Annotated in this window: 24 protein-coding genes; 20 read left to right on the top strand and 4 right to left on the bottom strand. The window is 70.5% G+C overall.

Annotation, left to right across the window (positions count from 1 at the left end; genetic code table 11):
* The first annotated feature begins 1 nt into the window (after window position 1).
* A complete protein-coding gene (locus OG780_RS07200) occupies window positions 2–637 on the top strand; it encodes a DJ-1/PfpI family protein (protein ID WP_328445824.1) in 636 nt (211 codons plus the stop codon).
* Between the two features lie 55 nt (window positions 638–692).
* Here OG780_RS07200 and OG780_RS07195 read toward each other — a convergent pair whose 3' ends face one another.
* Window positions 693–1436, bottom strand: a complete 744-nt coding sequence (locus OG780_RS07195; protein WP_328445822.1) for an enoyl-CoA hydratase/isomerase family protein — start codon at window positions 1434–1436, stop codon at window positions 693–695.
* A 298-nt stretch (window positions 1437–1734) separates the two neighbouring features.
* Here OG780_RS07195 and OG780_RS07190 point away from each other — a divergent pair, with 298 nt between their 5' ends.
* Entirely contained in the window at window positions 1735–2235 is a 501-nt protein-coding gene (locus tag OG780_RS07190) for an ATP-binding protein (protein ID WP_326790709.1), read from the top strand.
* Between the two features lie 8 nt (window positions 2236–2243).
* Here OG780_RS07190 and idi read toward each other — a convergent pair whose 3' ends face one another.
* The 3 genes from idi to galE all read right to left on the bottom strand — a co-directional run bounded on the left by idi (window position 2244) and on the right by galE (window position 5212).
* Window positions 2244–2837: an isopentenyl-diphosphate Delta-isomerase gene (gene idi / locus OG780_RS07185; protein ID WP_328445820.1), complete on the bottom strand. Its 594-nt coding sequence runs from the start codon at window positions 2835–2837 to the stop codon at window positions 2244–2246.
* 320 nt (window positions 2838–3157) lie between these two features.
* Window positions 3158–4096, bottom strand: a complete 939-nt coding sequence (locus OG780_RS07180) for a cation diffusion facilitator family transporter (RefSeq protein WP_328445818.1) — start codon at window positions 4094–4096, stop codon at window positions 3158–3160.
* 135 nt (window positions 4097–4231) lie between these two features.
* Window positions 4232–5212 carry a UDP-glucose 4-epimerase GalE gene (gene galE, locus OG780_RS07175; RefSeq protein WP_328445816.1) on the bottom strand — a complete coding sequence of 327 codons (981 nt, stop codon included), beginning with the start codon at window positions 5210–5212 and terminating at the stop codon, window positions 4232–4234.
* A 317-nt stretch (window positions 5213–5529) separates the two neighbouring features.
* On the opposite strand from galE, the gene OG780_RS07170 reads away from it, so the two are divergent.
* From OG780_RS07170 to OG780_RS07090, 18 genes are all read left to right on the top strand, one after another.
* On the top strand, window positions 5530–7326 hold the full coding sequence (locus tag OG780_RS07170; protein ID WP_328457950.1) for a DUF5941 domain-containing protein: 1797 nt from the start codon (window positions 5530–5532) through the stop codon (window positions 7324–7326).
* Window positions 7323–8075 carry a phosphocholine cytidylyltransferase family protein gene (locus OG780_RS07165; protein WP_328445815.1) on the top strand — a complete coding sequence of 251 codons (753 nt, stop codon included), beginning with the start codon at window positions 7323–7325 and terminating at the stop codon, window positions 8073–8075. Before OG780_RS07170 ends, OG780_RS07165 begins: the two co-directional genes overlap by 4 nt.
* Window positions 8063–9124: an iron-containing alcohol dehydrogenase family protein gene (locus OG780_RS07160; protein WP_328445813.1), complete on the top strand. Its 1062-nt coding sequence runs from the start codon at window positions 8063–8065 to the stop codon at window positions 9122–9124. The genes OG780_RS07165 and OG780_RS07160 overlap by 13 nt, the downstream gene beginning before the upstream one ends.
* On the top strand, window positions 9102–9881 hold the full coding sequence (locus OG780_RS07155; RefSeq protein ID WP_328445811.1) for a CDP-alcohol phosphatidyltransferase family protein: 780 nt from the start codon (window positions 9102–9104) through the stop codon (window positions 9879–9881). Before OG780_RS07160 ends, OG780_RS07155 begins: the two co-directional genes overlap by 23 nt.
* A gap of 32 nt (window positions 9882–9913) precedes the next feature.
* A complete protein-coding gene (locus OG780_RS07150) occupies window positions 9914–10759 on the top strand; it encodes a glycosyltransferase family 2 protein (protein WP_387301319.1) in 846 nt (281 codons plus the stop codon).
* A gap of 97 nt (window positions 10760–10856) precedes the next feature.
* Entirely contained in the window at window positions 10857–11786 is a 930-nt protein-coding gene (locus OG780_RS07145) for an ABC transporter permease (RefSeq protein WP_328445807.1), read from the top strand.
* On the top strand, window positions 11779–12558 hold the full coding sequence (locus OG780_RS07140; protein ID WP_328445805.1) for an ABC transporter ATP-binding protein: 780 nt from the start codon (window positions 11779–11781) through the stop codon (window positions 12556–12558). Before OG780_RS07145 ends, OG780_RS07140 begins: the two co-directional genes overlap by 8 nt.
* Window positions 12559–12927: 369 nt before the next feature.
* Window positions 12928–13830, top strand: a complete 903-nt coding sequence (gene hpnC, locus OG780_RS07135; RefSeq protein WP_328445803.1) for a squalene synthase HpnC — start codon at window positions 12928–12930, stop codon at window positions 13828–13830.
* The gene (gene hpnD / locus OG780_RS07130) at window positions 13827–14777 is read left to right on the top strand and encodes a presqualene diphosphate synthase HpnD (protein WP_328445801.1); all 951 of its coding nucleotides are present in this window, start codon (window positions 13827–13829) and stop codon (window positions 14775–14777) included. Before hpnC ends, hpnD begins: the two co-directional genes overlap by 4 nt.
* Entirely contained in the window at window positions 14777–14917 is a 141-nt protein-coding gene (locus OG780_RS44580) for a DUF6380 family protein (RefSeq protein ID WP_443062118.1), read from the top strand. The genes hpnD and OG780_RS44580 overlap by 1 nt, the downstream gene beginning before the upstream one ends.
* A complete protein-coding gene (gene hpnE, locus OG780_RS07125; RefSeq protein WP_328445799.1) occupies window positions 14914–16320 on the top strand; it encodes a hydroxysqualene dehydroxylase HpnE in 1407 nt (468 codons plus the stop codon). Before OG780_RS44580 ends, hpnE begins: the two co-directional genes overlap by 4 nt.
* Window positions 16317–17447, top strand: coding sequence for a polyprenyl synthetase family protein (locus tag OG780_RS07120; RefSeq protein WP_328445798.1), 1131 nt, complete (start codon window positions 16317–16319; stop codon window positions 17445–17447). Before hpnE ends, OG780_RS07120 begins: the two co-directional genes overlap by 4 nt.
* A 152-nt stretch (window positions 17448–17599) precedes the next feature.
* Window positions 17600–19603 carry a squalene--hopene cyclase gene (gene shc / locus OG780_RS07115; RefSeq protein ID WP_328445797.1) on the top strand — a complete coding sequence of 668 codons (2004 nt, stop codon included), beginning with the start codon at window positions 17600–17602 and terminating at the stop codon, window positions 19601–19603.
* Between the two features lies 1 nt (window position 19604).
* Window positions 19605–20246: a phosphorylase family protein gene (locus OG780_RS07110; RefSeq protein ID WP_328445796.1), complete on the top strand. Its 642-nt coding sequence runs from the start codon at window positions 19605–19607 to the stop codon at window positions 20244–20246.
* Between the two features lie 5 nt (window positions 20247–20251).
* Window positions 20252–21274, top strand: a complete 1023-nt coding sequence (hpnH, locus tag OG780_RS07105) for an adenosyl-hopene transferase HpnH (RefSeq protein WP_326784308.1) — start codon at window positions 20252–20254, stop codon at window positions 21272–21274.
* Window positions 21275–21278: 4 nt separating this feature from the next.
* Window positions 21279–22436: a flavodoxin-dependent (E)-4-hydroxy-3-methylbut-2-enyl-diphosphate synthase gene (gene ispG, locus OG780_RS07100; RefSeq protein WP_328445793.1), complete on the top strand. Its 1158-nt coding sequence runs from the start codon at window positions 21279–21281 to the stop codon at window positions 22434–22436.
* 27 nt (window positions 22437–22463) lie between these two features.
* Window positions 22464–24416 (top strand): 1-deoxy-D-xylulose-5-phosphate synthase, encoded by a 1953-nt coding sequence (gene dxs / locus OG780_RS07095; protein WP_328445791.1) that lies wholly within the window; start codon window positions 22464–22466, stop codon window positions 24414–24416.
* The gene (locus OG780_RS07090) at window positions 24413–25813 is read left to right on the top strand and encodes an aspartate aminotransferase family protein (protein WP_328445789.1); all 1401 of its coding nucleotides are present in this window, start codon (window positions 24413–24415) and stop codon (window positions 25811–25813) included. Before dxs ends, OG780_RS07090 begins: the two co-directional genes overlap by 4 nt.
* Window positions 25814–25835 lie beyond the last annotated feature (22 nt).

The following is a 25835-nucleotide window of genomic DNA, read 5'->3' as shown; positions in this document are numbered from 1 at the left end:
GATGCAGATCGCCATCGTCCTCTACGACCGCTTCACCGCCCTGGACGCCGTGGGCCCGTACGAGACGCTCGGCCGGCTGCCGGAAGCGGACACCGTGTTCGTCGCCGAGCGTCCCGGCCCGGTCCGCTCCGACACCGGCCGGCTCGCGCTGACCGCGGACAAGAGCCTCGCGGAGGTTCCGCACCCGGACATCGTGGTCGTACCGGGAGGGCCCGGCCAGAGTGCCCAGATGGACAACCAGGTCCTGCTCGACTGGCTGCGGGCGGCCGATGCCACCAGCCTCTGGACGACCTCGGTGTGCACCGGGTCCCTGCTGCTCGCCGCGGCAGGGCTCCTGGAGGGCCGCCGGGCCACCTCCCACTGGCTGGCCCTCGACCAGCTCGAACGGTTCGGTGCCGAACCCACGGGGGAGCGGGTGGTGTTCGACGGCCGGTACGTGACCTCGGCCGGTGTCTCCTCCGGCATCGACATGGGCCTCACCCTGCTCGGCCGGATCGCCGGGGACGAACACGCCCAGGCCGTCCAGCTGCTGACCGAGTACGACCCGGAGCCGCCCTACGACGCCGGGTCCCCGGACAAGGCACCCGCTCACCTCGTCGAGGAGTTCCGGAGCAAGAGCCGTTTCCTCCTGACGTAGCCGCGGGGGACTCCCGCTACCGCCCGAGGCGCTGCCCAAAGAGCCCGGCGAGCCCTCAGGGAGCCCACGTGAAGTGCGGCTGCCTGCGTTCGAGGAAGGCGGCGACCCCCTCCGCGGTGTCGCCGCCGGCGCGCGCCTGCCGCGTCCAGTGGGCGTCACGGTCCGTGCGCCCGTTCACGAACTCCTTCGCGGCCGCCTGCGTCATGAGGGAACGCGCGGCCAGGACGCGGGTGAACTCCGCGACCCGCTTGTCGAGTTCGCCCTCGGGCAGCACCTCGTCCACGAGACCGGTGCGCAGCGCGCGCTCGGTGTCGATCAACTCGCCCGAGAAGAGCAGGTACTTGGCGGCGGAGGGCCCCACCAGGGCCGCCAGTCTCCGCGTGGAGGAGGCCGGATAGACGATGCCGAGCTTCGCCGGAGTCACCCCGAACAGCGAGCCCTCCTGCGCGAACCGCAGATCGCAGGCGGCCGCGAGCTGGGACCCGCCGCCCACGCAGTAGCCGCGGATCGCGGCGAGAGTCGGCTTCGGGAACGCGGCGAGCGCCTCCTCGGCGAGGACGGCGAGGCCCTGGGCCTCGTCCGGCGACTCCCGCAGTGTCGAGATGTCGGCCCCGGCGCAGAAGGTGCCGCCCTCGCCGGTGAGCACGAGCGCGTGCACGTCGGCGCGGGTGCTCAGCGTGTTCAGCAGCGGCGGCAGCGCTCGCCACATCGGCGTCGTCATGGCGTTCCGCTTGGCAGGGTGGTGGATGACGACGGTGGCGACCCCGTCGCCGACGTGGTGCAACAGCTGCGGCTCCATACGCCGGATGCTATCCGGAGCGACCGGCCGCACTCCGATCATGGTCGCGGACCGCCGTGCGGGCGACGGAGTCGCGGGGAACGAATCGTGTCAGTCCCGGGACAAACCCGTACAACCCGAAGAGTTTCGGAAGGCGGCACGAAAGCGGCAAGGGTTGTCATAGGGCTGGCTTTATCGTGCATTCGTGATCAAAAATCGGCGATAACTGCTGACTTCTGTTCAGTCAACCGGTACGGACCGGCGCATTACCAACACTCGACGTGTGGTGACAATCGAGCGCAAGGGTGGCGACCGGACGATGGACAACCTCGGGCGGGGGTCCGACCCTAGCCCCGAAGGCGGAGTTGCGACTCCCGACGTCAGATCGCCCGGACCGCTGCCGTACGAGGGCGTGTGGCGGTTCACCGCCGCCGCGGTCGACGCCTCGGTGCCGCAGGCACGGCACGCCGTCCGTGATCTGCTGGCCCGCCAGGGGGTGCCGGTCTCGGACGATGTCGTTCAGGGACTGCTGTTGATCGTCTCCGAACTGGTCACGAACGCCGTCAAGCACGCGGCACTTCTGTCGCCGATGCTCGCGGTGGAGGTCGCGGTCGGCGCCGACTGGGTGCGGGTGTCCGTCGAGGACGACCACCCCTACCGTCCGACCGCTCTGGAGGCCGACCACGGCCAGACCGGAGGCCGGGGTCTGCTGCTGGTGCGCGAGGTGACCAGGGAGTACGGCGGAGGGTGCGACGTCGAGTACACCGCGGGCGGCGGCAAGGTGATCTGGGCCGCCCTGCCGCTCGCTCCGAGCGTCTGAGCGTCCGGCTACCAGCCCGCGGACGGACCCGTCAGCTCCCGCATCGCCGGACGGGCCGCGTCCAGCACCGTCATGAACCACGCCGAGAAGGGGTCCTTCGCGTGCCGCTCCGCCAGCTCGACGGCGGTCACGAAGGCCGTCGAACCGACCTCCTCCGGGTCGGGCCGCAGCGCCGACTGCACCATTCCGACGAACAGATGGTTGTACTCCTGCTCCACCAGGCCCGAGTCCGGGTCCGGGTGGTTGTAGCGGACCGTGCCCGCCTCGGCCAGCAGCGTCGGTGAGACCCCGAGCTCCTCGTACGTCCGCCGGGCCGCCGCCGCGAAGGGTGCCTCGCCCGGGTAGGGGTGGCCGCAGCAGGTGTTCGACCAGACGCCGGGGGAGTGGTACTTGCCGAGCGCGCGCTGCTGGAGCAGCAGCCGGCCCTGTTCGTCGAAGAGGAACACCGAGAACGCCCGGTGCAGCTGTCCCGGGGCCTGATGGGCCGCGAGCTTCTCCGCCGTACCGATCGTGTTGCCGTCCTCGTCGACCAGTTCCAGCAAGATCGCTTCAGCGGTGCCGTTCGACGAACTGTGCGTCGCGGTGGCAGGTGTGATCGGCATACCCATCCTTCGCATCGGTTTTCCAGCACCAAGTCTGCCGTACGAAACCGGCACTCCCGGCACTTCGCGACTCTCCGCATGTCCCGCCCCGGGGTCCCCTGGCGGGACACACGGCCCCGGGCGCCGGACGCCGAATACCGTCGGACACCTGATCGTGCCCGGTGCCACCGGCACGGAATCGTCGAGGACGAGAGCCGTCGGATGTTCGGACGGCACCTCCTTCGGCGCCCGGCCACGCAGGCGGTGCCCGTCGGGCGCCGCCCGCGGATGTCCCGGTGCCCGCCCTGTCCCGCGAAGGGCGCCGCGGGGCCGGCCGCGCGTCAGTGGCAGAGCTTCGCCTCGTGCTCGGCGTGGCCGCTCGGCTCCAGCTGGAACGTGCAGTGCTCGACATCGAAGTGGACACCCAGACAGCCCTGGAGCTCGTGCAGCATCTTCTCGTGGCCGATCGCGTTCAGGACGTCGGAGCTGACGACCACGTGCGCGGAGAGCACCGGCATGCCGGAGGTGATGGTCCAGGCGTGCAGGTCGTGGATGTCCTCGACACCGTCGAGGGCCAGGATGTGGGCACGTACGTCCGCCATGTCGACCCCCTTGGGCGCAGCCTCCAGGAGCACGTCGAGCGTCTCCTGGAGCAGCTTCCAGGTGCGCGGGACGATCATCAGCGCGATGGCGATCGAGGCGATCGGGTCCGCCGCCTGCCAGCCGGTGGTCATGATCACCACGGCGGCGACGATGACCGCCACCGAGCCCAGCGCGTCCGCCGCGACCTCCAGGAAGGCGCCCCGTACGTTCAGGCTGTCCTTCTGCCCGCGCATCAGCAGCGTCAGCGAGACCGTGTTGGCGACCAGGCCGAACACGCCGAACGCGATCGTCAGTCCGCCGTGGGTGTCCGCGGGCGTGATGAAGCGCTGGACCGCCTCGACGAACACATAACCGCCGACGACGAGCAGCAGCAGACAGTTGGCGAGCGCGGCGAGGATCTCGGCCCGCGCGTAGCCGAACGTGCGTTTCTCGCTCGGCGGGCGGGCCGCGAAGTGGATCGCGAGCAGGGCCATGCCGAGACCCAGCGCGTCCGTCGCCATGTGCGCCGCGTCCGCGACGAGCGCGAGCGAATCGGCGAGGACACCGCCGAAGATCTCGACGACCATGACGGTGAGGGTGATCGCCAGCGCGACACGCAGCCTCCCGCGGTACGCGGCCGTCGCCGTACCGGCCGGGGGAGCGCCGTGCGCGTGCCCGTGGTCGTGCCCAGCCCCCATGGAAGCCGCCTCCTGTTTTCCGCTCGGTCGTGACAGTCAACTACGGGCGGGGGGTATCGGGCAACGCGGCACTGAACACCGTTGTCATATGCTCTGACCTGCGGAAACGATCCGCAGGTCAGAGCGCTGACGCGGTCATGCGCCGGTGATCTCCGGGTGGTGCAGCAGCCAGCCCCGCCAGGCCGACTCCACCATCTCGCGGACCCCTCGGCGCGCGCTCCAGCCCAGCTCGTCGGCGGCCAGAGCGGCCGAGGCGACCGCGCGGGGGGCGTCGCCGGGGCGGCGCGGTTCGACGAGGGGCCGCGCGGGGTTCCCGGTGACCTCGGCGACGAGCGCCACGAGCTCCCGCACGGAGACACCCTCGCCCCGGCCGATGTTCACCGTCAGATCACCGCTCGCCCCGTCCGTCAGCCGCCGGGCCGCCGCGAGATGTGCCTCGGCGAGGTCGGCGACATGGATGTAGTCGCGTACGCAGGTGCCGTCCGGCGTCGGGTAGTCGTCGCCGAAGATCCGCGGGGCCTCGCCGCGGGTGAGGCGGTCGAACAGCATCGGGACGATGTTGAAGATCCCGGTGTCGGCGAGCTCCGGCGCCCCCGCGCCCGCCACGTTGAAGTAGCGCAGGCACACCGTGGCGATACCGTGCGCCCGGCCCGCCGCACGCACCAGCCACTCGCCCGCGAGCTTCGTCTCGCCGTAGGGGCTCATCGGGGCACACGGGGTGCCCTCCGTGATGAGGTCCACATCGGGGTTGCCGTAGACGGCCGCCGAGGAGGAGAACACGAACCGCTCGACGCCCGCCCCGGCCACCGCGTCCAGAAGCGTCGCGAGGCCGCCCACGTTCTCCTGGTAGTAGCGCGTCGGCTCGGCCACGGATTCGCCGACCTGCTTGCGGGCGGCGAGGTGCACCACACCCGTGATCCCGTGCTCCGACAGGACCCGCTTGAGCAGATCACCGTCCAGCGACGACCCCTGGACGAGGGGGATGTTCTCCGGAAGCCGTTTCGGTGTCCCGGTCGACAGGTCGTCGAGGGCGACGACGCGCTCCCCGGCCTCCGCCATCGCCCGCGCCACGTGTGCCCCGATGTATCCGGCCCCGCCTGTGATCAGCCATGTCATGGACGACCACCCTATGCCGGTCCGGCGCCGTGTCCGGGGCGCCCCGGTTTCGGCGAGGCCGGGTGCCGTACGTCATGCCGGGAATGCGCCGGTCCGCGAAGCCGCGCTTGTGACCCGGGCCCGCGATCCCTGATGATGATCGCGGCGCCCGTCGGACAAAATCGGTTGATCGGGCCGTGAACAGGCGGTGAACGGCCGCTTCCGTTCATCCGATAGCCTCTGCCGACATGCCGCCGGGGCCGCCGCCATGCCGGGGGCGCCATCCCATCACGCACACGCCGGCGCCAGGTCGCGCCGGCACCCAGGGAGTGAGTTCGCTGCCGACCGCCATCCTCACCGGCCAGCCGGTCCCCGGATCGTCGCTCGAGGGCGATCTGCGGTCGCTCGGCTTCGATGTGCGTCCCGCGTCCGACGCGGGCGAGACCGAGACCCTGCTCGCCGCCGTGCCGGCGAACGAGCGGGTCGCCGTCGTGGACGCCCGCTTCGTCGGGCATGTGCACGCCCTGCGTCTCGGCCTGACCGACCCCCGCTTCGCGGCCTCCGCCATACCCGGCGCCGTCTCCGTGCAGCCCGAGGCCCGGCGGGCCCTGACCCGCGCCGTGACCCGGGAGAGCGTGGCCGCCGGCAACGCCGCCGTGGCCCCCGAGAACCTCGTCGAGCGCCTCGGCGAGGCACTCGAAGCGGACGACCTCTCCGTGTACCGCCCGGAGCTCGGCACCCTCGTCGCCGCGGTCCCCGCCGACCCGCAGGAGCGCAACGGCGTCCGGCAGGCCGTCCTGGCCGTCGACGACGAGGCCGTACGGCTGCGCAGCGCCGTCAAGGCCCGCGACGGCTTCTTCACCACGTACTGCATCAGCCCGTACTCGCGCTACATCGCCCGCTGGTGCGCCCGCCGCGGTCTGACCCCGAACCAGGTCACCACCGCCTCGCTGATCACCGCGCTGATCGCCGCGGGCTGCGCCGCCACCGGCACCCGCGCCGGCTTCGTCGTGGCCGGTCTGCTGCTGATGTTCTCCTTCGTCCTGGACTGCACGGACGGACAGCTCGCCCGCTACTCCCTGCAGTACTCCACGCTCGGCGCCTGGCTGGACGCGACCTTCGACCGCGCCAAGGAGTACGCCTACTACGCGGGACTCGCGCTCGGCGCGGCCCGCGGCGGCGACGACGTGTGGGCGCTCGCCCTCGGCGCGATGATCCTCCAGACCTGCCGGCACGTCGTGGACTTCTCCTTCAACGAGGCGAACCACGACGCCACGGCCAACACCAGCCCCACCGCGGCCCTCTCGGACAAGCTCGACAGCGTCGGCTGGACGGTCTGGGTGCGCCGGATGATAGTCCTGCCCATCGGCGAACGATGGGCGATGATCGCCGTCCTCACGGCGCTGACGACCCCCCGTATCACCTTCTACGCGCTGCTCGTCGGCTGCGCCTTCGCGGCCACCTACACCACGGCGGGCCGGGTCCTGCGCTCGCTCACCCGCAAGGCGCGCCGCACGGACCGCGCCGCCCGGGCGCTGGCGGACCTCACCGACTCCGGCGCGCTCGCCGAGTACCTGACCCGTTTCGCGGGCCGCCTCCCGCGCATCGCCCCGGCCGTGGTCGCCTTCGTCGCCGGAGCGGTCGTCGTGACATCCGCCGCACTCGCCCCGTACGGCAGCTGGCTCCCCGTCCTGGGCGCCGTCGTGTACGTCCTGCTGTCGCCCGCAGCCCTGCTCAGGCCCCTCAAGGGCGCCCTCGACTGGCTGGTCCCGCCGTTCTTCCGCGCGGCCGAGTACCTCACCGTTCTGGCGCTGGCGGTCAACGCCGACGTGAACGGAGCGCTTCCGGCAGCTTTCGGCCTGGTGGCCGCCGTCGCCTACCATCACTACGACACGGTGTACCGCATTCGCGGAGACGCCGGAGCCCCCCCGCACTGGCTGGTGCGGGCGATCGGCGGGCACGAAGGCAGGACGCTGCTGGTCACCGTCCTGGCCGCGCTGCTCACCGCCGCACAGTTCAAGGTCGCGCTCACGGCACTCGCCGTGGCCGTGGCACTGCTGGTGCTCGTCGAGAGCATCCGCTTCTGGGTGTCCTCCGGGGCGCCCGCCGTACACGATGAAGGAGAACCCGCATGATCGGCCTCGTGCTGGCGGCCGGCGCCGGAAGGCGTCTGCGCCCCTACACCGACAGCCTCCCCAAGGCTCTCGTGCCGGTTGGCCCCGCGGGCATAGAGGACTCCATCACGGTCCTGGACCTGACCCTCGGCAACTTCGCCGAGATCGGACTGACCGAGGTCGGCATCATCGTCGGCTACCGCAAGGAAGCCGTCTACGACCGCAAGGCCGCTCTCGAGGAGAAGTACGGCCTCAAGATCACCCTCATCGACAACGACAAGGCCGAGGAGTGGAACAACGCCTACTCCCTGTGGTGCGGACGTGACGCCCTCAAGGACGGCGTGATCCTCGCCAACGGCGACACCGTGCACCCGGTCTCCGTCGAGCGGACGCTGCTCGCCGCCCGCGGCGAGGGCAAGAGGATCATCCTCGCCCTGGACACGGTGAAGAAGCTCGCCGACGAGGAGATGAAGGTCGTCGTGGACCCCGACAAGGGAGTCCAGAAGATCACCAAGCTCATGGAGCCGTCCGAGGCCACCGGCGAGTACATCGGTGTGACCCTCATCGAGGGCGCCGCCGCCGCCGAGCTGGCCGACGCCCTGAAGACGGTGTGGGAGACCGACCCGCAGCAGTTCTACGAGCACGGCTACCAGGAGCTCGTCAACCGCGGCTTCCGGATCGACGTCGCGCCGATCGGGGAGGTCAAGTGGGTCGAGATCGACAACCACGACGACCTCGCCAAGGGACGTGAGATCGCGTGCCAGTACTGACGAGGCTCATCCCCTCGCCGGTCGTCGTCGACATCCGTCCCGGTGCCCTGGACGACCTGGCGAGCGTGCTCAGTGACGAGCGCATCTCGCACTCGGGCAAGCTGGCCATCGCGGTCAGCAACGGCTCGGGCGCCCGGCTGCGCGACCGGATCGCCCCGGCCCTGCCCGGTGCCACCTGGTACGAGGTCGGCGGCGGCACGCTCGACGACGCGATCAAGCTGGCCGGCGCCATAAGGGCCGGGCACTACGACGCCGTCGTGGGCCTGGGCGGCGGCAAGATCATCGACTGTGCCAAGTTCGCCGCCGCGCGGGTCGGGCTGCCGCTGGTCGCCGTGCCCACCAACCTCGCGCACGACGGCCTGTGCTCGCCGGTCGCCACCCTCGACAACGACGCGGGCCGCGGCTCCTACGGCGTGCCGAACCCGATCGCCGTGGTCATCGACCTCGACGTCATCCGCGACGCGCCGGTCCGGTTCGTCCGGGCGGGCATCGGGGACGCCGTCTCCAACATCAACGCGATCGCGGACTGGGAACTGTCCAACCGCGTCAAGGGCGAGAAGATCGACGGACTGGCCGCCGCCATGGCGCGCCAGGCGGGCGAGGCCGTGCTCAGGCACCCCGGGGGTGTCGGCGACAACAGCTTCCTCCAGGTCCTCGCCGAGGCGCTCGTCCTCACCGGCATCGCGATGTCGATCTCGGGCGACTCCCGGCCCGCCTCCGGCTCCTGCCACGAGATCAACCACGCCTTCGACCTCCTCTTCCCCAAGCGCGCCGCGAGCCACGGCGAGCAGTGCGGCCTGGGCGCGGCCTTCGCGATGTATCTGCGCGGCGCCCACGACGACGCCGTGTTCATGGCCGAGGTGCTGCGCCGGCACGGACTGCCGGTGCTGCCCGAGGAGATCGGCTTCACCGTGGACGAGTTCGTCCAGGTCGTGGAGTTCGCTCCGCAGACCCGGCCCGGCCGCTACACGATCCTCGAACATCTCGACCTGAACACCCACCAGATCAAGGACATCTACTCCGACTATGCCAAGGCCATCGGTAGCTGAACTCCGCCCCGTCGTTCACCCCCCGGGGGTGAAGGACCGGCGCAGCGGTGAGCACTGGGCGGGACGCCTGTACATGCGAGAGATCTCGCTGCGCTGCGACCGCTACCTGGTGAACACCAGGATCACGCCCAACCAGCTCACGTACCTGATGACCCTCTGCGGCGTGCTCGCGGCCCCCGCCCTGCTGGTGCCGGGGATCACGGGCGCGGTGCTGGGCGTGGTGATGGTCCAGCTCTATCTGCTGCTCGACTGCGTCGACGGCGAGATCGCGCGCTGGAAGAAGCAGTACTCGCTCGGCGGGGTCTATCTCGACCGCGTCGGCGCCTATCTCACCGACGCGGCCGTCCTCGTCGGCCTCGGCCTGCGCGCCGCGGATCTGTGGGGAGACGGACGTATCGACTGGCTGTGGGCCTTCCTCGGCACGCTGGCCGCCCTCGGCGCGATCCTGATCAAGGCGGAGACCGACCTCGTCGGCGTCGCCCGCCACCAGGGCGGGCTGCCGCCGGTCCAGGAGTCCGCCGCCGAGCCCCGCTCCTCGGGCGTGGCGCTGGCCCGCAGGGCCGCCGCGGCGCTCAAGTTCCACCGGCTGATCCTCGGCATCGAGGCGTCCCTGCTGATCCTGCTCCTCGCCGTCGCGGACCAGATCAGGGGCGACCTGTTCTTCACCCGGCTGGGCACCGCCGTGCTCGCCGGCATCGCGCTCCTGCAGACCGTGCTGCACCTGGTGTCCATCCTCGCTTCGAGCAGGCTCAAGTGAGTACGGCGAAGGTCGGCGCGGTGATCATCACCATGGGCAACCGCCCCGACGAGCTCAGGGCCCTGCTCGACTCCGTCGCCAAGCAGGACGGCGACCGCGTCGAGGTGGTCGTGGTCGGCAACGGCTCACCCGTCCCGGACGTCCCCGCGGGGGTCCGGACCGTCGAGCTGCCCGAGAACCTCGGCATCCCCGGCGGCCGCAACGTCGGCATCGAGGCCTTCGGCCCCGGCGGCACCGACGTGGACGTCCTCCTCTTCCTGGACGACGACGGCCTGCTGGCCCACCACGACACGGCCGAACTGTGCCGCCGGGCCTTCGCCGACGACCCGGAGCTCGGCATCATCAGCTTCCGGATCGCCGACCCCGAGTCCGGTGAGACCCAGCGCCGCCACGTGCCGCGGCTGCGCGCCGCCGACCCGATGCGCTCCTCGCGCGTCACCACGTTCCTCGGCGGCGCCAACGCGGTCCGTACGAAGGTCCTCGCCGAGGTCGGCGGACTCCCGGACGCGTTCTTCTACGCCCATGAGGAGACCGACCTGGCCTGGCGGGCCCTCGACGCCGGCTGGATGATCGACTACCGCTCCGACATGGTGCTGTACCACCCGACGACCGCCCCCTCGCGGCACGCGGTGTACCACCGGATGGTGGCCCGCAACCGCGTCTGGCTCGCGCGCCGAAACCTTCCCGCCCCCCTCGTCCCGGTCTACCTCGGCGTCTGGATGCTCCTGACGCTGCTGCGCCGCCCCTCGCGGGCCGCTCTGCGGGCCTGGTTCGGCGGATTCAGGGAAGGCTGGAGGAGTCCGTGCGGACCGAGGCGTCCCATGAGGTGGCGCACGGTGTGGCGGCTGACCCGGCTGGGCCGGCCCCCGGTCATCTGACAAGCTCGACCCTGAGAGCACCCGGGCCCTACCCGGTTCCCGGCTCATGCCCACGTCCCAACCGGCTGTGCGCATCTTGAAGACGAAAGTTCCCCTTGTGAGTGAGACCACGCATGACGGCGGAGTCGCGGTGAGCGACCGGCCGTCGCCCGATGACGGGCTTTCCGCGGCCGAACTGGCCGCCAAGTACGGCCTCGCGGTCAGCGGCGCCCGGCCCGGGCTGGGCCAGTACGTGCGTCAGCTGTGGGGCCGGCGGCACTTCATCCTCGCCTTCTCGCAGGCGAAGCTCACCTCCCAGTACAGCCAGGCCAAACTGGGCCAGCTCTGGCAGGTGGTGACGCCGCTGCTCAACGCGTTCGTGTACTACCTGATCTTCGGGCTGATCCTGAAGGCCGACCGCGGTATGTCGCACGACGTGTACATCCCGTTCCTGGTGACCGGCGTCTTCGTCTTCACCTTCACGCAGAGCTCGATCATGGCGGGTGTCCGGGCGATCTCGGGCAACCTGGGACTGGTGCGCGCGCTGCACTTCCCGCGTGCCTCGCTGCCGGTCTCGTTCGCCCTCCAGCAGCTCCAGCAGCTGCTCTTCTCGATGGTCGTGCTGTTCATCGTGGTGATCGGCTTCGGCAGCTACCCGGGCCTGTCCTGGCTGCTGATCGTCCCGGTACTGATCCTCCAATTCCTGTTCAACACCGGCCTCGCCCTGATCGTGGCGCGGATGGGCGCGAAGACCCCCGACCTCGCCCAGCTCATGCCGTTCCTCCTGCGCACCTGGATGTACGCCTCCGGTGTCATGTTCTCCATCAGCACCATGCTGGCCGGCCGCCCCGAATGGATCGCCCGCGCGCTCCAGGCGAACCCGGCCGCCGTCTACATGGACCTGATGCGCTTCGCGCTCATCGACGGCTACGGCTCCTCCAACCTGCCGCCGCACGTGTGGGCCATCGCCGTCTTCTGGGCCGTGGTCACCGCCGTCGGCGGGTTCGTCTACTTCTGGAAGGCTGAAGAGAGGTACGGCCGTGGCTGAGCTCGAAAAGAGGTCGCACATCCCGACCGTCATCGCGGACGAACTGCACATCGTCTACCGCGTGAACGGCGCCAAGACAGGCAAGGGCAGCGCCACGTCCGCCCTCAGCCGCATCATCAAGCGCGGCGAGGAGCGCGGTGTCCGCAAGGTGCACGCCGTCAAGGGTGTCTCCTTCACCGCGTACCGGGGCGAGGCCATCGGCCTGATCGGTTCGAACGGCTCCGGCAAGTCCACGCTGCTGCGGGCCATCGCCGGTCTGCTTCCCGCGGAGAAGGGCAAGGTCTTCACCGACGGCCAGCCCTCGCTGCTCGGCGTGAACGCGGCCCTGATGAACGACCTGACCGGCGAGCGGAACGTCATCCTGGGCGGTCTCGCCATGGGCATGTCCCGTGATGAGGTCAGGGAGCGTTACCAGGAGATCGTCGACTTCTCGGGCATCAACGAGAAGGGCGACTTCATCACCCTGCCGATGCGGACGTACTCCTCCGGCATGGCGGCCCGGCTGCGCTTCTCGATCGCGGCGGCCAAGGACCACGACGTGCTGATGATCGACGAGGCCCTCGCGACCGGTGACCGCTCCTTCCAGAAGCGGTCCGAGGCGCGCATCCGTGAGCTGCGCAAGAGCGCGGGCACGGTGTTCCTGGTCAGCCACAACAACAAGTCGATCCGCGACACCTGCGACCGCGTGCTGTGGCTGGAGCGCGGCGAGCTGCGCATGGACGGCCCGACCGCGGACGTCCTCAAGGAGTACGAGAAGTTCACGGGCAAGTAGCCCGATTCGCCCACGACAGGACCCGGGCCCCGCCGGAACTCTCCGGCGGGGCCCTGCGTCTGCAAAGGAAACGCCAACTCCCGTCGGCGCGAGGAATCTTGACGCCAATCGGTGTGTTGTTGTGATGTGCAGGACACCCCGGCGGAGTGTGCCGCGTTGTACAACGTAAGCTGTACCGGTGCTGAAACGCGTCAAGTAGGGCGATAATACGCGACACCTGGCACCGTCACGCCGAGCGGATCTTCGGGCGGCGTGTCCGAAATGGGCAGTGTTGGGTCGGCAGTGTAGAACGGGAGATGTGACGGCAATGGCTACGGTGACTCTCCAGCTCCGCGATGCGTGTGCCGTCCTCGCGCCGGGCGGCGAGCGGTGACCCAAGCCGGGACGGTCCGCACCGGCGATCCGGAGCGCGGCACCCTCGACAAAGCCGCGGACGAGAACTTCCCCGTGGCCCCGTTCTTCCTGCCCAGGGTCTGGCGCGACGACCTGATGGCCGTCTACGGCTTCGCCCGCCTCGTGGACGACATCGGTGACGGCGATCTCGCCCCCGGCGGCGCCGACGCCCGCCTCCTCGGCGTGCCGGCCGCGGACGCCGACGACCGTCTGGTCCTGCTCGACGCACTCGAAGCCGATCTTCACCGCGTGTTCGACTCGACCCCGAGCCACCCCCTGCTGCGCAGGCTGCAGCCCACGGTCCGCCGCGCGCGTCTGACCCCCGAGCCCTTCCTCGGCCTGATCGCGGCCAACCGCCAGGACCAGCTCGTCAAGCGGTACGAGACCTACGACGATCTGCTCGCCTACTGCGAACTGTCCGCGAACCCCGTCGGCCGTCTGGTCCTCTCCGTCACCGGAACGTCCACGCCCGAGCGGATCCGCCGCTCCGACGCGGTGTGCACGGCGCTCCAGATCGTCGAGCACCTCCAGGACGTGGCCGAGGACCTCGGCCGCGACCGCGTCTACCTGCCCGCCGAGGACATGAAGCGCTTTCACGTCGTCGAAGCGGATCTCGCCGTCCCCACAGCAGGCGCATCGGTGCGAGCACTGGTTGCATACGAAGCAGAACGCGCCTCGAACCTCCTGAATGAAGGCACCCCCCTCGTGGGTAGCGTCCACGGCAGGCTGAAACTGCTGCTCGCGGGGTTCGTCGCGGGGGGGAAGGCGGCGATCGGCGCGATCGCCGCCGCCGAATACGACGTACTTCCCGGCCCGCCCAAGCCCGGCAAGCTCCAGCTGCTGCGCGAGGTGGGAGTGACTCTGCGAGGAGAGGGGTGATCCGGACCGTGGAGTCGGAACAGCACGTGTCCGCACCGGTACTCGCCGCGTACAGCTACTGCGAGGCGGTGACCGGTCAGCAGGCCCGTAATTTCGCGTACGGCATCAGGCTTCTGCCGACGTCCAAGCGCCGCGCGATGTCGGCGCTCTACGCGTTCTCCCGGCGCGTCGACGACATCGGCGACGGCACGCTGGCGCTGGACGTGAAGGCTGCGCGCCTGGAGGAGACCCGGGCGCTGCTCGCCCGCGTCCGGGCGGGCGACGTCGCCGAGGACGACACCGACCCGGTCGCGGTCGCCCTCAGCCACACCGCCGGGTACTTCCCGGTGCCCCTCGGGGGCCTGGACGAGCTCATCGACGGCGTGCTGATGGACGTACGCGGTGAGACGTACGAGACCTGGGACGACCTGAAGGTCTACTGCCGGTGCGTGGCCGGAGCGATCGGGCGGCTCTCGCTCGGGGTCTTCGGCACCGAACCGGGGGCGCGTGGTGCGGAGCGCGCGCCGGAGTACGCCGACACGCTCGGGCTCGCGCTCCAGCTCACGAACATCCTGCGGGACGTCCGCGAGGACGCCGAGGGCGGGCGCACGTATCTGCCCGCCGACGACCTGGCCAAGTTCGGCTGCTCGGCCGGGTTCGCCGGGCCGACTCCACCGCCGGGCTCGGACTTCGCGGGTCTCGTGCACTTCGAGGTGCGGCGGGCCCGTGCCCTCTTCGCGGAGGGTTACCGGCTGCTGCCCATGCTGGACCGGCGCAGCGGCGCCTGCGTCGCGGCCATGGCGGGCATCTACCGGCGTCTTCTCGACCGCATCGAGCGCGAGCCGGAGGCCGTGCTGCGCGGCCGGGTGTCCCTGCCGGGACGCGAGAAGGCGTACGTCGCCGTGCGCGGCCTCTCCGGCCTCGACGCCCGGCACGTCTCCCGCCGTACGGTCCGGAGGCGTGTCTGATGGACACCATGGGCCGCGGTGACGCGGTCGGCGAAAAGCGGCAGGCAACCCTCCGGAGCCGGGTGGCGTCCCTGAGTGCAACGGCCTGCCGTGGAGCGTTCAACCACCCCGGCGCGGCCGCAGGGGAGGGTGCGTCATGAGCGAGGTCGAGGCCACGGACGACTCCGGCCGGACCGCTGCCGTGGTGATCGGCGGAGGACTCGCCGGGATCACCGCCGCGCTCGCGCTGGCCGACGCCGGGCTCCGGGTGACGCTGCTCGAAGGGCGGCCACGCCTCGGCGGTCTCGCGTTCTCCTTCCAGCGCGGCGAACTCACCGTGGACAACGGACAGCATGTCTTCCTGCGCTGCTGCACCGCCTACCGCTGGTTCCTCGACCGCGTCGACGGGACCGCGCTCGCGCCTGTGCAGGATCGTCTCGACGTGCCCGTTCTCGACGCGGAGGCACCGCCGGGACGACGGCTCGGCAGAATCGGCCGCGGCGCGCTGCCCGTACCGCTGCACCTCGCGCGCAGCCTCGCGACCTATCAGCACCTCTCGCTCGCCGAGCGTGCCAAGGTCGGCCGTGCCGCGCTCGCGCTCAAGGGGCTGGACCTCAAGGATCCGGCACTCGACGCGCAGAACTTCGGCGACTGGCTCGCCGGGCACGGTCAGTCGCGACGTGCCGTCGAAGCACTGTGGGACCTCGTGGGGGTCGCCACCCTCAACGCGGTGGCCCAGGACTCCTCGCTCGGGCTCGCCGCGATGGTGTTCAAGACGGGTCTGCTGTCCGACCCGGGCGCGGCCGACATCGGCTGGGCGCGCGTCCCGCTGGGCGAACTGCATGACACCCTGGCCCGCAAGGCGCTCGACTCCGCGGGCGTACGTACCGAGACCCGTACACGCGTCACCTCCGTCTCCCCTTACGAGAACGGCCGTTGGAGCGTTCAGGTTCCCGGCGAGCGCATCGAGGCCGACACCGTTGTCCTCGCCGTACCCCAGCGCGAGGCCCACGACCTTCTGCCCGAGGGAGCGCTCGACGCCCCCGAGCGGCTTCTGGACATCGGCACCGCGCCGATCCTCAACGTCCACGTCGTCTACGACCGCAAGGTCCTCACCGCGCCGTTCTTCGCGGCCCTGGGTTCCCCGGTGCAGTGGGTCTTCGACCGCACCGAGGCGTCCGGACTCCGGGAGGGGCAGTACCTGGCGCTGTCGCAGTCGGCCGCCCAGGACGAGATCGACGAGCCCGTCGCCGTGCTCCGGGAGCGGTATCTGCCGGAGCTGGAGCGGTTGCTGCCCGGTGCGCGCGGCGCCGGGGTGAAGGACTTCTTCGTGACCCGGGAGCGCACCGCGACGTTCGCTCCCGCCCCGGGCGTCGGGCGGCTGCGGCCCGGTGCCCGTACCAAGGCCCCCGGCCTGTACCTGGCCGGAGCGTGGACCGCCACAGGGTGGCCCGCGACCATGGAGAGTGCGGTTCGCAGTGGAGTCGGTGCGGCGGAGGCCGCGCTGGGCGCCCTGGGCCGGCCCCGCGACCACCTCCTCGGACTCTTCGAGGAGGCGGCATGACGCTCGACCGGAGCATGGCAGGCCCCCGCACCCCCGGTTCCGTAACAAGAGGAGAGATTGTGCCCACTGTGCCCCCGGCCGAAACGGCTGCCGACGCGGTGGACGTGACCGCGCTCCTGGAGCGCGGCCGGACCCTGGCCACACCGGTGCTCAAGGCGGCTGTCGACCGGCTGGCGCCGCCCATGGACACCGTCGCCGCCTACCACTTCGGCTGGATCGACGCCGAGGGCAATCCCGCGGACGGCGACGGCGGCAAGGCGGTGCGCCCCGCGCTCGCCGTGCTCTCCGCGCAGGCCGCCGGCGCGGACCCCGAGGTGGGCGTCCCCGGCGCGGTCGCCGTCGAGCTGGTCCACAACTTCTCGCTGCTGCACGACGACCTGATGGACGGCGACGAACAGCGCCGCCACCGCGACACGGTCTGGAAGGTGCACGGCCCCGCCCAGGCGATCCTGGTCGGCGACGCCCTGTTCGCGCTGGCCAACGAGGTCCTGCTGGAGCTCGGCACCGTCGAGGCCGGCCGGGCCACCCGGCGCCTGACCACCGCCACCCGGGCCCTGATCGACGGCCAGGCCCAGGACATCTCCTACGAGCACCGCGACCGCGTCAGCGTCGAGGAGTGCCTGGAGATGGAGGGCAACAAGACCGGTGCCCTGCTGGCCTGCGCCTGTTCCATCGGCGCGGTCCTCGGCGGCGCCGACGACCTCACCGCCGACACGCTGGAGCGCTACGGCTACCACCTCGGCCTGGCCTTCCAGGCCGTCGACGACCTCCTCGGCATCTGGGGCGACCCGGAGGCCACCGGAAAGCAGACCTGGAGCGATCTGCGCCAGCGCAAGAAGTCCCTGCCGGTCGTGGCCGCGCTCGCGGCGAGCGGCCCCGCCTCCGAGCGCCTCGGCGAGCTGCTCGCCGAGGACGCCAAGGCCAGCGACTTCGAGAACTTCTCCGAGGAGGAGTTCGCCGTGCGCGCCGCGCTCATCGAGGAGGCGGGCGGCCGCGAGTGGACCGCCCAGGAGGCGCGCCGCCAGCACGCCATCGCCATCGAGGCGCTGGACGCCGTACCGATGCCCGAGCATGTACGCGCCCAGCTCGTGGCGCTGGCCGACTTCGTCGTCGTGCGGAAGAGATGATCGTTATCGGTCGAATAAACCTCGCGTAGTCGCCGGCCGGTGCCTTCCCCAAGCTTCGAACCTCGTTCGAGCGGGGGGATATCCATCCGAACGAACGCACCGGCCGACGGCGGACCCACAGCAGAGACACACCACTGCACGAAGGGGAAGCCATGACAGCGACGACCGACGGAAGCACCGGGGCCCTGCCGCCCCGCGCTGCCTCGGCCAGCGAAACCCAGTATCAGACCACTCCCGAGGCGGCCGGGACAGTCGAGACCCGAGACGCCGCCACGCGTGCCGTGGAGCGCGCCACGGACTTCCTGCTCGCGCGGCAGGACGCCCAGGGCTGGTGGAAGGGCGACCTCGAGACGAACGTCACCATGGACGCCGAGGACCTGCTGCTCCGTCAGTTCCTGGGAATCCGCGACGAGCCGACCACCCGCGGCGCGGCGCTGTTCATCCGCGGCGAGCAGCGCGAGGACGGCACGTGGGCCTCGTTCTACGGCGGTCCGGGCGAGCTCTCCACCACCATCGAGGCGTACGTCGCCCTGCGGCTGGCCGGGGACGCCCCGGACGAGGCGCACATGGCGAAGGCGGCCGGGTGGATCCGCGAGCGCGGCGGCATCGCCGCGGCCCGTGTCTTCACCCGGATCTGGCTCGCCCTCTTCGGCTGGTGGAAGTGGGACGACCTGCCCGAACTCCCGCCGGAGCTCATCTACTTCCCGAAGTGGATGCCGCTGAACATCTACGACTTCGGGTGCTGGGCGCGGCAGACCATCGTGCCGCTCACCGTCGTCTCGGCGACGCGTCCGGTGCGGCCGGCGCCGTTCCCGCTGGACGAACTGCACACCGACGCGCGCAACCCCAACCCGGTCGGACCGCTCGCCCCCGTGACCAGTTGGGACGGCGCCTTCCAGCGTCTGGACAAGGCGCTGCACCAGTACCGCAGGGTCGCGCCGCGCGCCCTGCGCAGAGCGGCGATGAACGCGGCGGGCCGCTGGATCATCGAGCGCCAGGAGAACGACGGCTGCTGGGGAGGAATCCAGCCGCCCGCGGTCTACTCGGTCATCGCGCTGCATCTGCTCGGCTACGACCTCGAACACCCGGTGATGCGTGAGGGACTGGCCTCGCTAAACCGTTTCGCCGTGTGGCGCGACGACGGCGCGCGGATGATCGAGGCGTGTCAGTCGCCGGTGTGGGACACCTGTCTGGCCACCATCGCGCTGGCCGACGCGGGAGTGCCCGCCGACCACCCGCAGCTCGTCAAGGCCGTGGACTGGATGCTCGGGGAGGAGATCGTCCGGCCCGGCGACTGGTCGGTCAAGCGGCCCCAACTGCCGCCGGGCGGGTGGGCGTTCGAGTTCCACAACGACAACTACCCCGACATCGACGACACCGCGGAGGTCGTCCTCGCGCTGCGCCGCGTCCGGCATCACGACCCGGACCGCGTCGAGAACGCCATCGGACGCGGGGTCCGCTGGAATCTCGGCATGCAGTCCAAGGACGGCGGCTGGGGCGCGTTCGACGTCGACAACACCAGTGCCTTCCCCAACCGGCTGCCGTTCTGCGACTTCGGGGAGGTGATCGACCCGCCCTCCGCGGACGTGACGGCGCACGTGGTGGAGATGCTGGCGGTCGAGGGGCTCACCCATGACCCGCGTACCCGCCGGGGCATCGAGTGGCTGCTCTCCCATCAGGAGCCGAACGGCTCCTGGTTCGGGCGCTGGGGCGTCAACTACGTCTACGGAACAGGGTCCGTGGTCCCGGCGCTCGCGGCCGCCGGGCTGCCCGGCTCGCACCCGGCGATCCGCCGGGCGGTGGCCTGGCTGGAGTCCGTGCAGAACGAGGACGGAGGCTGGGGCGAGGACCTGCGCTCCTACGACGACATCGCCGGATGGAGCGGACGCGGCGCCTCGACCGCCTCGCAGACCGGCTGGGCCCTGCTCGCCCTGCTCGCCGCGGGGGAGCACGACTCCAAGGCCACCGAGCGCGGGGTGGTCTGGCTCGCGGAGACGCAGCTGCCCGACGGCACCTGGGACGAGCCGTACTTCACGGGGACCGGCTTCCCGTGGGACTTCTCGATCAACTACCACCTCTACCGCCACGTCTTCCCGCTCACCGCGCTCGGTCGCTACGTCCACGGAGAGCCCTTCTCCGCGGCCGAGGGGGGCTGATATGGACAGGACGCCCGCCCCGGCCCCGCTTCTGATCGCCTGCGCGCTCGGCATCGAGCACCTCGCCCTGCGCAGTGGCGACCGGAGCGGTGCCGGCGGGCCGGTCACCGTGCTGCGTACCGGCATGGGACCCAGGGCCGCCGACCGGTCGGTCACCCGGGTGCTGTCCGACCCGGTGCTGGCCACGGCGGCCGTGCTCGCCACCGGCTTCTGCGCGGGGCTCGCCCCGGGCATGCACCCCGGTGACCTGGTCGTCGCCGAGGAGACCCGCGACCCGGGCGGCACCACGCCGTGTGTGGGCACCGATCTGCTGGTCAAGGAACTCGCCCGCGCCGTGCCGGGCCGCACCGTCCACACGGGGCCGCTCACCGGCTCCGATCACGTGGTCCGCGGTCACGAGCGCTCCGGTCTGCTCGCGACCGGAGCCATCGCCGTCGACATGGAGTCGGCGGCCACGCTGCTCGGCGCGGTCCGCTCGGGAACCCGTCCCGTTGCGGCCGTCCGGGTGGTCGTGGATGCTCCAGAACATGAACTCGTCCGAATCGGCACGTTTCGCGGTGGAATATCAGCCTTCCGCGTTCTTCGTTCCGTTCTTCCCGCTTTTTTCGAATGGCACCGTTCTTTGTCGCTCCCTCGGAGGTGAGCCGTATGGCCATGCCGCTTCGGCAGTCCATGAAGGTCGCTGCATACCTGTTTGAACAGAAGCTAAGGAAGCGGGACAAGTTCGCCCTGCTCGTCGAGCTGGAACCGCTCTTCGCGTGCAACCTCGCGTGCGAGGGCTGCGGCAAGATCCAGCACCCCGCCGGTGTGCTCAAGCAGCGCATGCCGGTCGCCCAGGCGGTGGGCGCGGTCCTCGAATCCGGTGCGCCGATGGTGTCCATCGCCGGCGGTGAGCCGCTGATGCACCCTCAGATCGACGAGATCGTGCGGCAGTTGGTGGCGAAGAAGAAGTTCGTCTTCCTCTGCACCAACGCGATGCTGCTGCGCAAGAAGATGGACAAGTTCAAGCCCTCGCCGTACTTCGCCTGGGCCGTCCACATCGACGGGCTGCGCGAGCGGCACGACGAGTCCGTCGCGAAGGAAGGTGTCTTCGACGAGGCCGTCGAGGCGATCAAGGAGGCCAAGCGGCGCGGATTCCGCGTCACCACGAACTCGACCTTCTTCAACACCGACACCCCGCAGACCATCATCGAGGTGCTGAACTACCTCAACGACGACCTGAAGGTCGACGAGATGATGCTCTCGCCCGCCTACGCCTACGAGAAGGCCCCCGACCAGGAGCACTTCCTCGGCGTCCAGCAGACCCGGGAGCTGTTCAAGAAGGCCTTCGCGGGCGGCAACCGGCGCCGCTGGAGGCTCAACCAGAGCCCGCTCTTCCTGGACTTCCTGGAGGGCAAGGTCGATTTCCCGTGCACCGCGTGGGCGATCCCGAGCTACTCGCTCTTCGGCTGGCAGAAGCCCTGCTACCTGATGAGCGACGGCTACGTGCAGACGTACAAGCAGCTCCTGGAGGAGACCGACTGGGACTCCTACGGCCGCGGCAAGGACGACCGGTGCGCCAACTGCATGGCGCACTGCGGCTACGAGCCGACGGCGGTCCTGGCCACCATGGGCTCCCTCAAGGAATCCATCCGGGCCGCCCGCGAGACCTTCACGGAAAGCCGCGGGTGACGTCATGACCGCCGTTTCCCTGGGCCTCCCAGAGGTACCGCTCCGGCCGATCGCGGAGCGCCGTGCGACGCGGCGGATCCAGGTCGGACCGGTGGCGGTCGGCGGCGGGGCGCCCGTGTCCGTCCAGTCGATGACCACGACCCGTACCTCGGACATCGGCGCCACACTCCAGCAGATCGCCGAACTGACCGCGTCCGGCTGCCAGATCGTCCGTGTCGCCTGCCCCACGCAGGACGACGCGGACGCGCTCGCGACCATCGCCGAGAAGTCGCAGATCCCGGTGATCGCGGACATCCACTTCCAGCCGAAGTACGTGTTCGCGGCCATCGACGCCGGCTGCGCGGCGGTGCGGGTGAACCCCGGCAACATCAAGCAGTTCGACGACAAGGTGAAGGAGATCGCGCGGGCCGCGAAGGACGCCGGGATCCCGATCCGTATCGGGGTGAACGCCGGCTCCCTCGACCGGCGGCTGCTGGAGAAGTACGGCAAGGCGACGCCCGAGGCGCTCGTGGAGTCGGCGCTGTGGGAGGCGTCGCTCTTCGAGGAGCACGGGTTCCGGGACATCAAGATCTCGGTGAAGCACAACGACCCGGTGGTCATGGTCAACGCCTACCGGCAGCTGGCCGCCCAGTGCGACTACCCGCTGCACCTCGGGGTGACCGAGGCGGGTCCGGCGTTCCAGGGGACCATCAAGTCGGCCGTGGCGTTCGGGGCGCTGCTCTCCGAGGGCATCGGCGACACCATCCGGGTCTCGCTGAGCGCGCCGCCCGCCGAGGAGTGCAAGGTCGGCATCCAGATCCTGGAGTCGCTCGGACTGCGGCAGCGACGGCTGGAGATCGTCTCCTGCCCATCCTGCGGGCGGGCCCAGGTCGACGTGTACAAGCTGGCCGACGAGGTCACGGCCGGCCTGGAGGGCATGGAGGTCCCGCTGCGCGTCGCCGTCATGGGCTGCGTCGTCAACGGTCCCGGCGAGGCACGGGAGGCGGACCTGGGGGTCGCCTCCGGGAACGGCAAGGGGCAGATCTTCGTCAAGGGCGAGGTCATCAAGACCGTCCCCGAGTCGAAGATCGTCGAGACGCTCATCGACGAGGCGATGAAGATCGCCGAGCAGATGGAGAACGACGGCGTCGCGTCCGGGGAACCGGCCGTCACCGTGAGCTGATCAGCACGGACCGAGAGGGGGCCCGACGTGACGATTCTGGAGAACATCCGGGGACCACGCGACCTGAAGGCGCTGTCCGAGGCGGAAATCGGTGAACTGGCCGAAGAGGTGAGGGAGTTCCTGGTGCACGCGGTCGCCAGGACCGGCGGTCACCTCGGACCCAACCTGGGAGTGGTGGAGCTGTCCATCGCCCTCCACCGGGTCTTCGAGTCGCCCTTCGACCGCATCCTGTGGGACACCGGCCATCAGAGCTACGTACACAAACTGCTGACAGGGCGTCAGGACTTCTCCAAGTTGCGCAGCAAGGGCGGCCTGTCCGGCTATCCCTCGCGCGAGGAGTCCGAGCACGACGTCATCGAGAACAGCCACGCCTCGACCGCACTCGGCTGGGCCGACGGGCTCGCCAAGGCCCGCCAGGTGCAGGGCGAGAAGGGCCACGTCGTCGCGGTCATCGGCGACGGCGCGCTGACCGGCGGCATGGCGTGGGAGGCGCTGAACAACATCGCCGCTGCCAAGGACCGGCCGCTGATCATCGTCGTCAACGACAACGAACGCTCGTACGCGCCGACCATCGGCGGCCTCGCGAACCACCTCGCGACCCTGCGGACGACCGACAGCTACGAGCAGGTTCTCGCCTGGGGCAAGAGCGTCCTGCTGCGCACCCCCCTCGTCGGCAACACGATCTACGAGTCGCTGCACGGCGCCAAGAAGGGCTTCAAGGACGCCTTCGCGCCGCAGGGCATGTTCGAGGACCTCGGGCTCAAGTACGTCGGCCCGATCGACGGTCACGACGTGGGGGCCGTCGAGTCCGCGCTGCGCCGGGCCAAACGCTTCCACGGACCCGTCCTCGTCCACTGCCTGACGGAGAAGGGGCGCGGCTACGAACCCGCGCTCGCGCACGAGGAGGACCACTTCCACACGGTCGGCGTGATGGACCCGCTCACCTGCGAGCCCCTCGCCCCGTCCAACGGCCCCTCCTGGACCTCCGTGTTCGGCGAGGAGATCGTCAGGATCGGTGAGGAGCGGGCGGACGTCGTGGCCATCACGGCGGCCATGCTGCATCCGGTCGGGCTCGGGAAGTTCGCCGAGCGGTTCCCCGACCGGGTGTGGGACGTCGGCATCGCCGAGCAGCACGCCACGGTGTCCGCGGCCGGACTCGCGACCGGCGGTCTGCATCCCGTCGTCGCCGTGTACGCGACCTTCCTCAACCGGGCCTTCGATCAACTCCTCATGGACGTCGCGCTGCACCGCTGCGGTGTGACCTTCGTCCTCGACCGGGCCGGGGTCACCGGCGTCGACGGCGCCTCGCACAACGGCATGTGGGACATGTCGATCCTCCAGGTCGTGCCCGGCCTCAGGATCGCCGCTCCGCGCGACGCCGACCAGTTGAAGGCCCAGCTCCGGGAGGCGGTCGCCGTGGACGACGCGCCGACCCTGATCCGCTTCCCGAAGGAGTCCGTCGGTCCGGTGATCCCCGCGGTGGACCATGTGGGCGGGCTCGACGTCCTGCACCGGGGCGAGCGCCCGGAGGTCCTGCTCGTCGCGGTCGGCGTCATGGCCCAGGTCTGTCTCCAGACCGCCGACCTGCTTCAGGCCCGCGGCATCGGCTGCACCGTCGTCGACCCGCGCTGGGTCAAGCCCGTCGACCCGGCGCTGCCCCACCTCGCCGCCGAACACCGGCTCGTCGCCGTCGTCGAGGACAACAGCAGGGCCTCGGGAGTCGGCGCCGCCGTCTCGCTGGCCCTCGGGGACGCCGAAGTCGACGTGCCCGTAAGACGGTTCGGCATCCCCGAGCAGTTCCTCGCGCACGCCAAGCGGTCCGAGGTGCTCGCCGACATCGGGCTCACGCCCGTGGAGATCGCCGGACGGATCAGCGCCGGGCTGGCCATCAGGGACGAGCGGGCCAAGGCCGCGTACGAGCCGATCGAGCCCGCCGACCGGCCGGCCGAGGAAGAGTCGTCCAAGGAGAAACAGGAATGACCGACCCTGCCCAGAAGGGGGAGTTCGACCTCGGAGCGCTCCTCGCCGAGCGCGGAGCCGAGCGCTACGAACTGCACACGAAGTACCTGAACCACCAGCTCCCGCGCATGCTGCACACCATCGGCTTCGACAAGGTCTACGAGCGGGCCGAGGGCGCGCACTTCTGGGACGCCGACGGCAACGACTACCTGGACATGCTCGCCGGGTTCGGGGTGATGGGCCTCGGCCGCCATCACCCCGTCGTCCGGCAGGCGTTGCACGACGTCCTGGACGCCTCGCTCGCCGACCTCACCCGCTTCGACTGCCAGCCGCTGCCGGGCCTGCTCGCGGAGCGGCTGCTCACCCACAGCCCGCACCTGGACCGGGTGTTCTTCGGCAACAGCGGTACGGAGGCGGTCGAGACCGCGCTGAAGTTCGCCCGGTACGCCACCGGCCGACCGCGGATCCTGTACTGCGCGCACGCCTTCCACGGGCTGACCACCGGCTCCCTGTCCGTGAACGGCGAGGACGGCTTCCGCGACGGCTTCGCACCGCTGCTGCCCGACACGGCCGTCCCGCTCGGTGATCTGGACGCCCTGGCAAGGGAGTTGAAGAAGGGCGACGTCGCCGCGCTCATCGTGGAGCCGATCCAGGGGAAGGGCGTCCACGAGTCCCCGCCCGGATACCTGCGAGCCGCCCAGGAACTGCTGCACCGGCACAAGGCACTGCTCATCGCGGACGAGGTGCAGACCGGCCTCGGCCGGACCGGGGACTTCTACGCCTACCAGCAGGAGGAGGGCGTCGAACCGGACCTGGTGTGTGTCGCCAAGGCGCTCTCCGGCGGCTACGTGCCGGTCGGCGCGACCCTCGGAAAGGACTGGATCTTCAAGAAGGTCTACTCCTCCATGGACCGGGTCCTCGTGCACTCGGCGAGCTTCGGTTCCAACGCACAGGCCATGGCGGCGGGGCTCGCGGTGCTCTCCGTGATGGAGAACGAGCAGATCGTCGCCCACGCACGGATCACCGGGGAACTCCTGAAGTCCCGGCTGGCAGCCCTGGTCGACCGCTACGAGCTGCTCAGCGAGGTGCGCGGGCGGGGTCTGATGATCGGCATCGAGTTCGGCCGGCCCGCGTCGCTCAAGCTGCGCGGCCGCTGGAGCATGCTGCAGGCCGCGCGCAAGGGTCTGTTCGCGCAGATGGTCGTCGTGCCGCTGCTCCAGCGGCACCACATCCTCACCCAGGTCTCCGGCGACCACCTTGAGGTGATCAAGCTGATCCCGCCGCTGGTCATCGACGAGCGGGATGTCGACCGGTTCGTGGAGGCCTTCACCGCGGTGATGGAGGACGCGCACAACGGCGGCGGGCTGATGTGGGACTTCGGGAAGACGCTGGTGAAGCAGGCGGTGGCGAACCGCTGAGACCCGGCTGCACCGGCGGTCG

This window comes from Streptomyces sp. NBC_00386 (assembly GCF_036063235.1).
Classification (GTDB): domain Bacteria; phylum Actinomycetota; class Actinomycetes; order Streptomycetales; family Streptomycetaceae; genus Streptomyces.
This window is presented reverse-complemented; position numbering and strand designations above follow the sequence as displayed.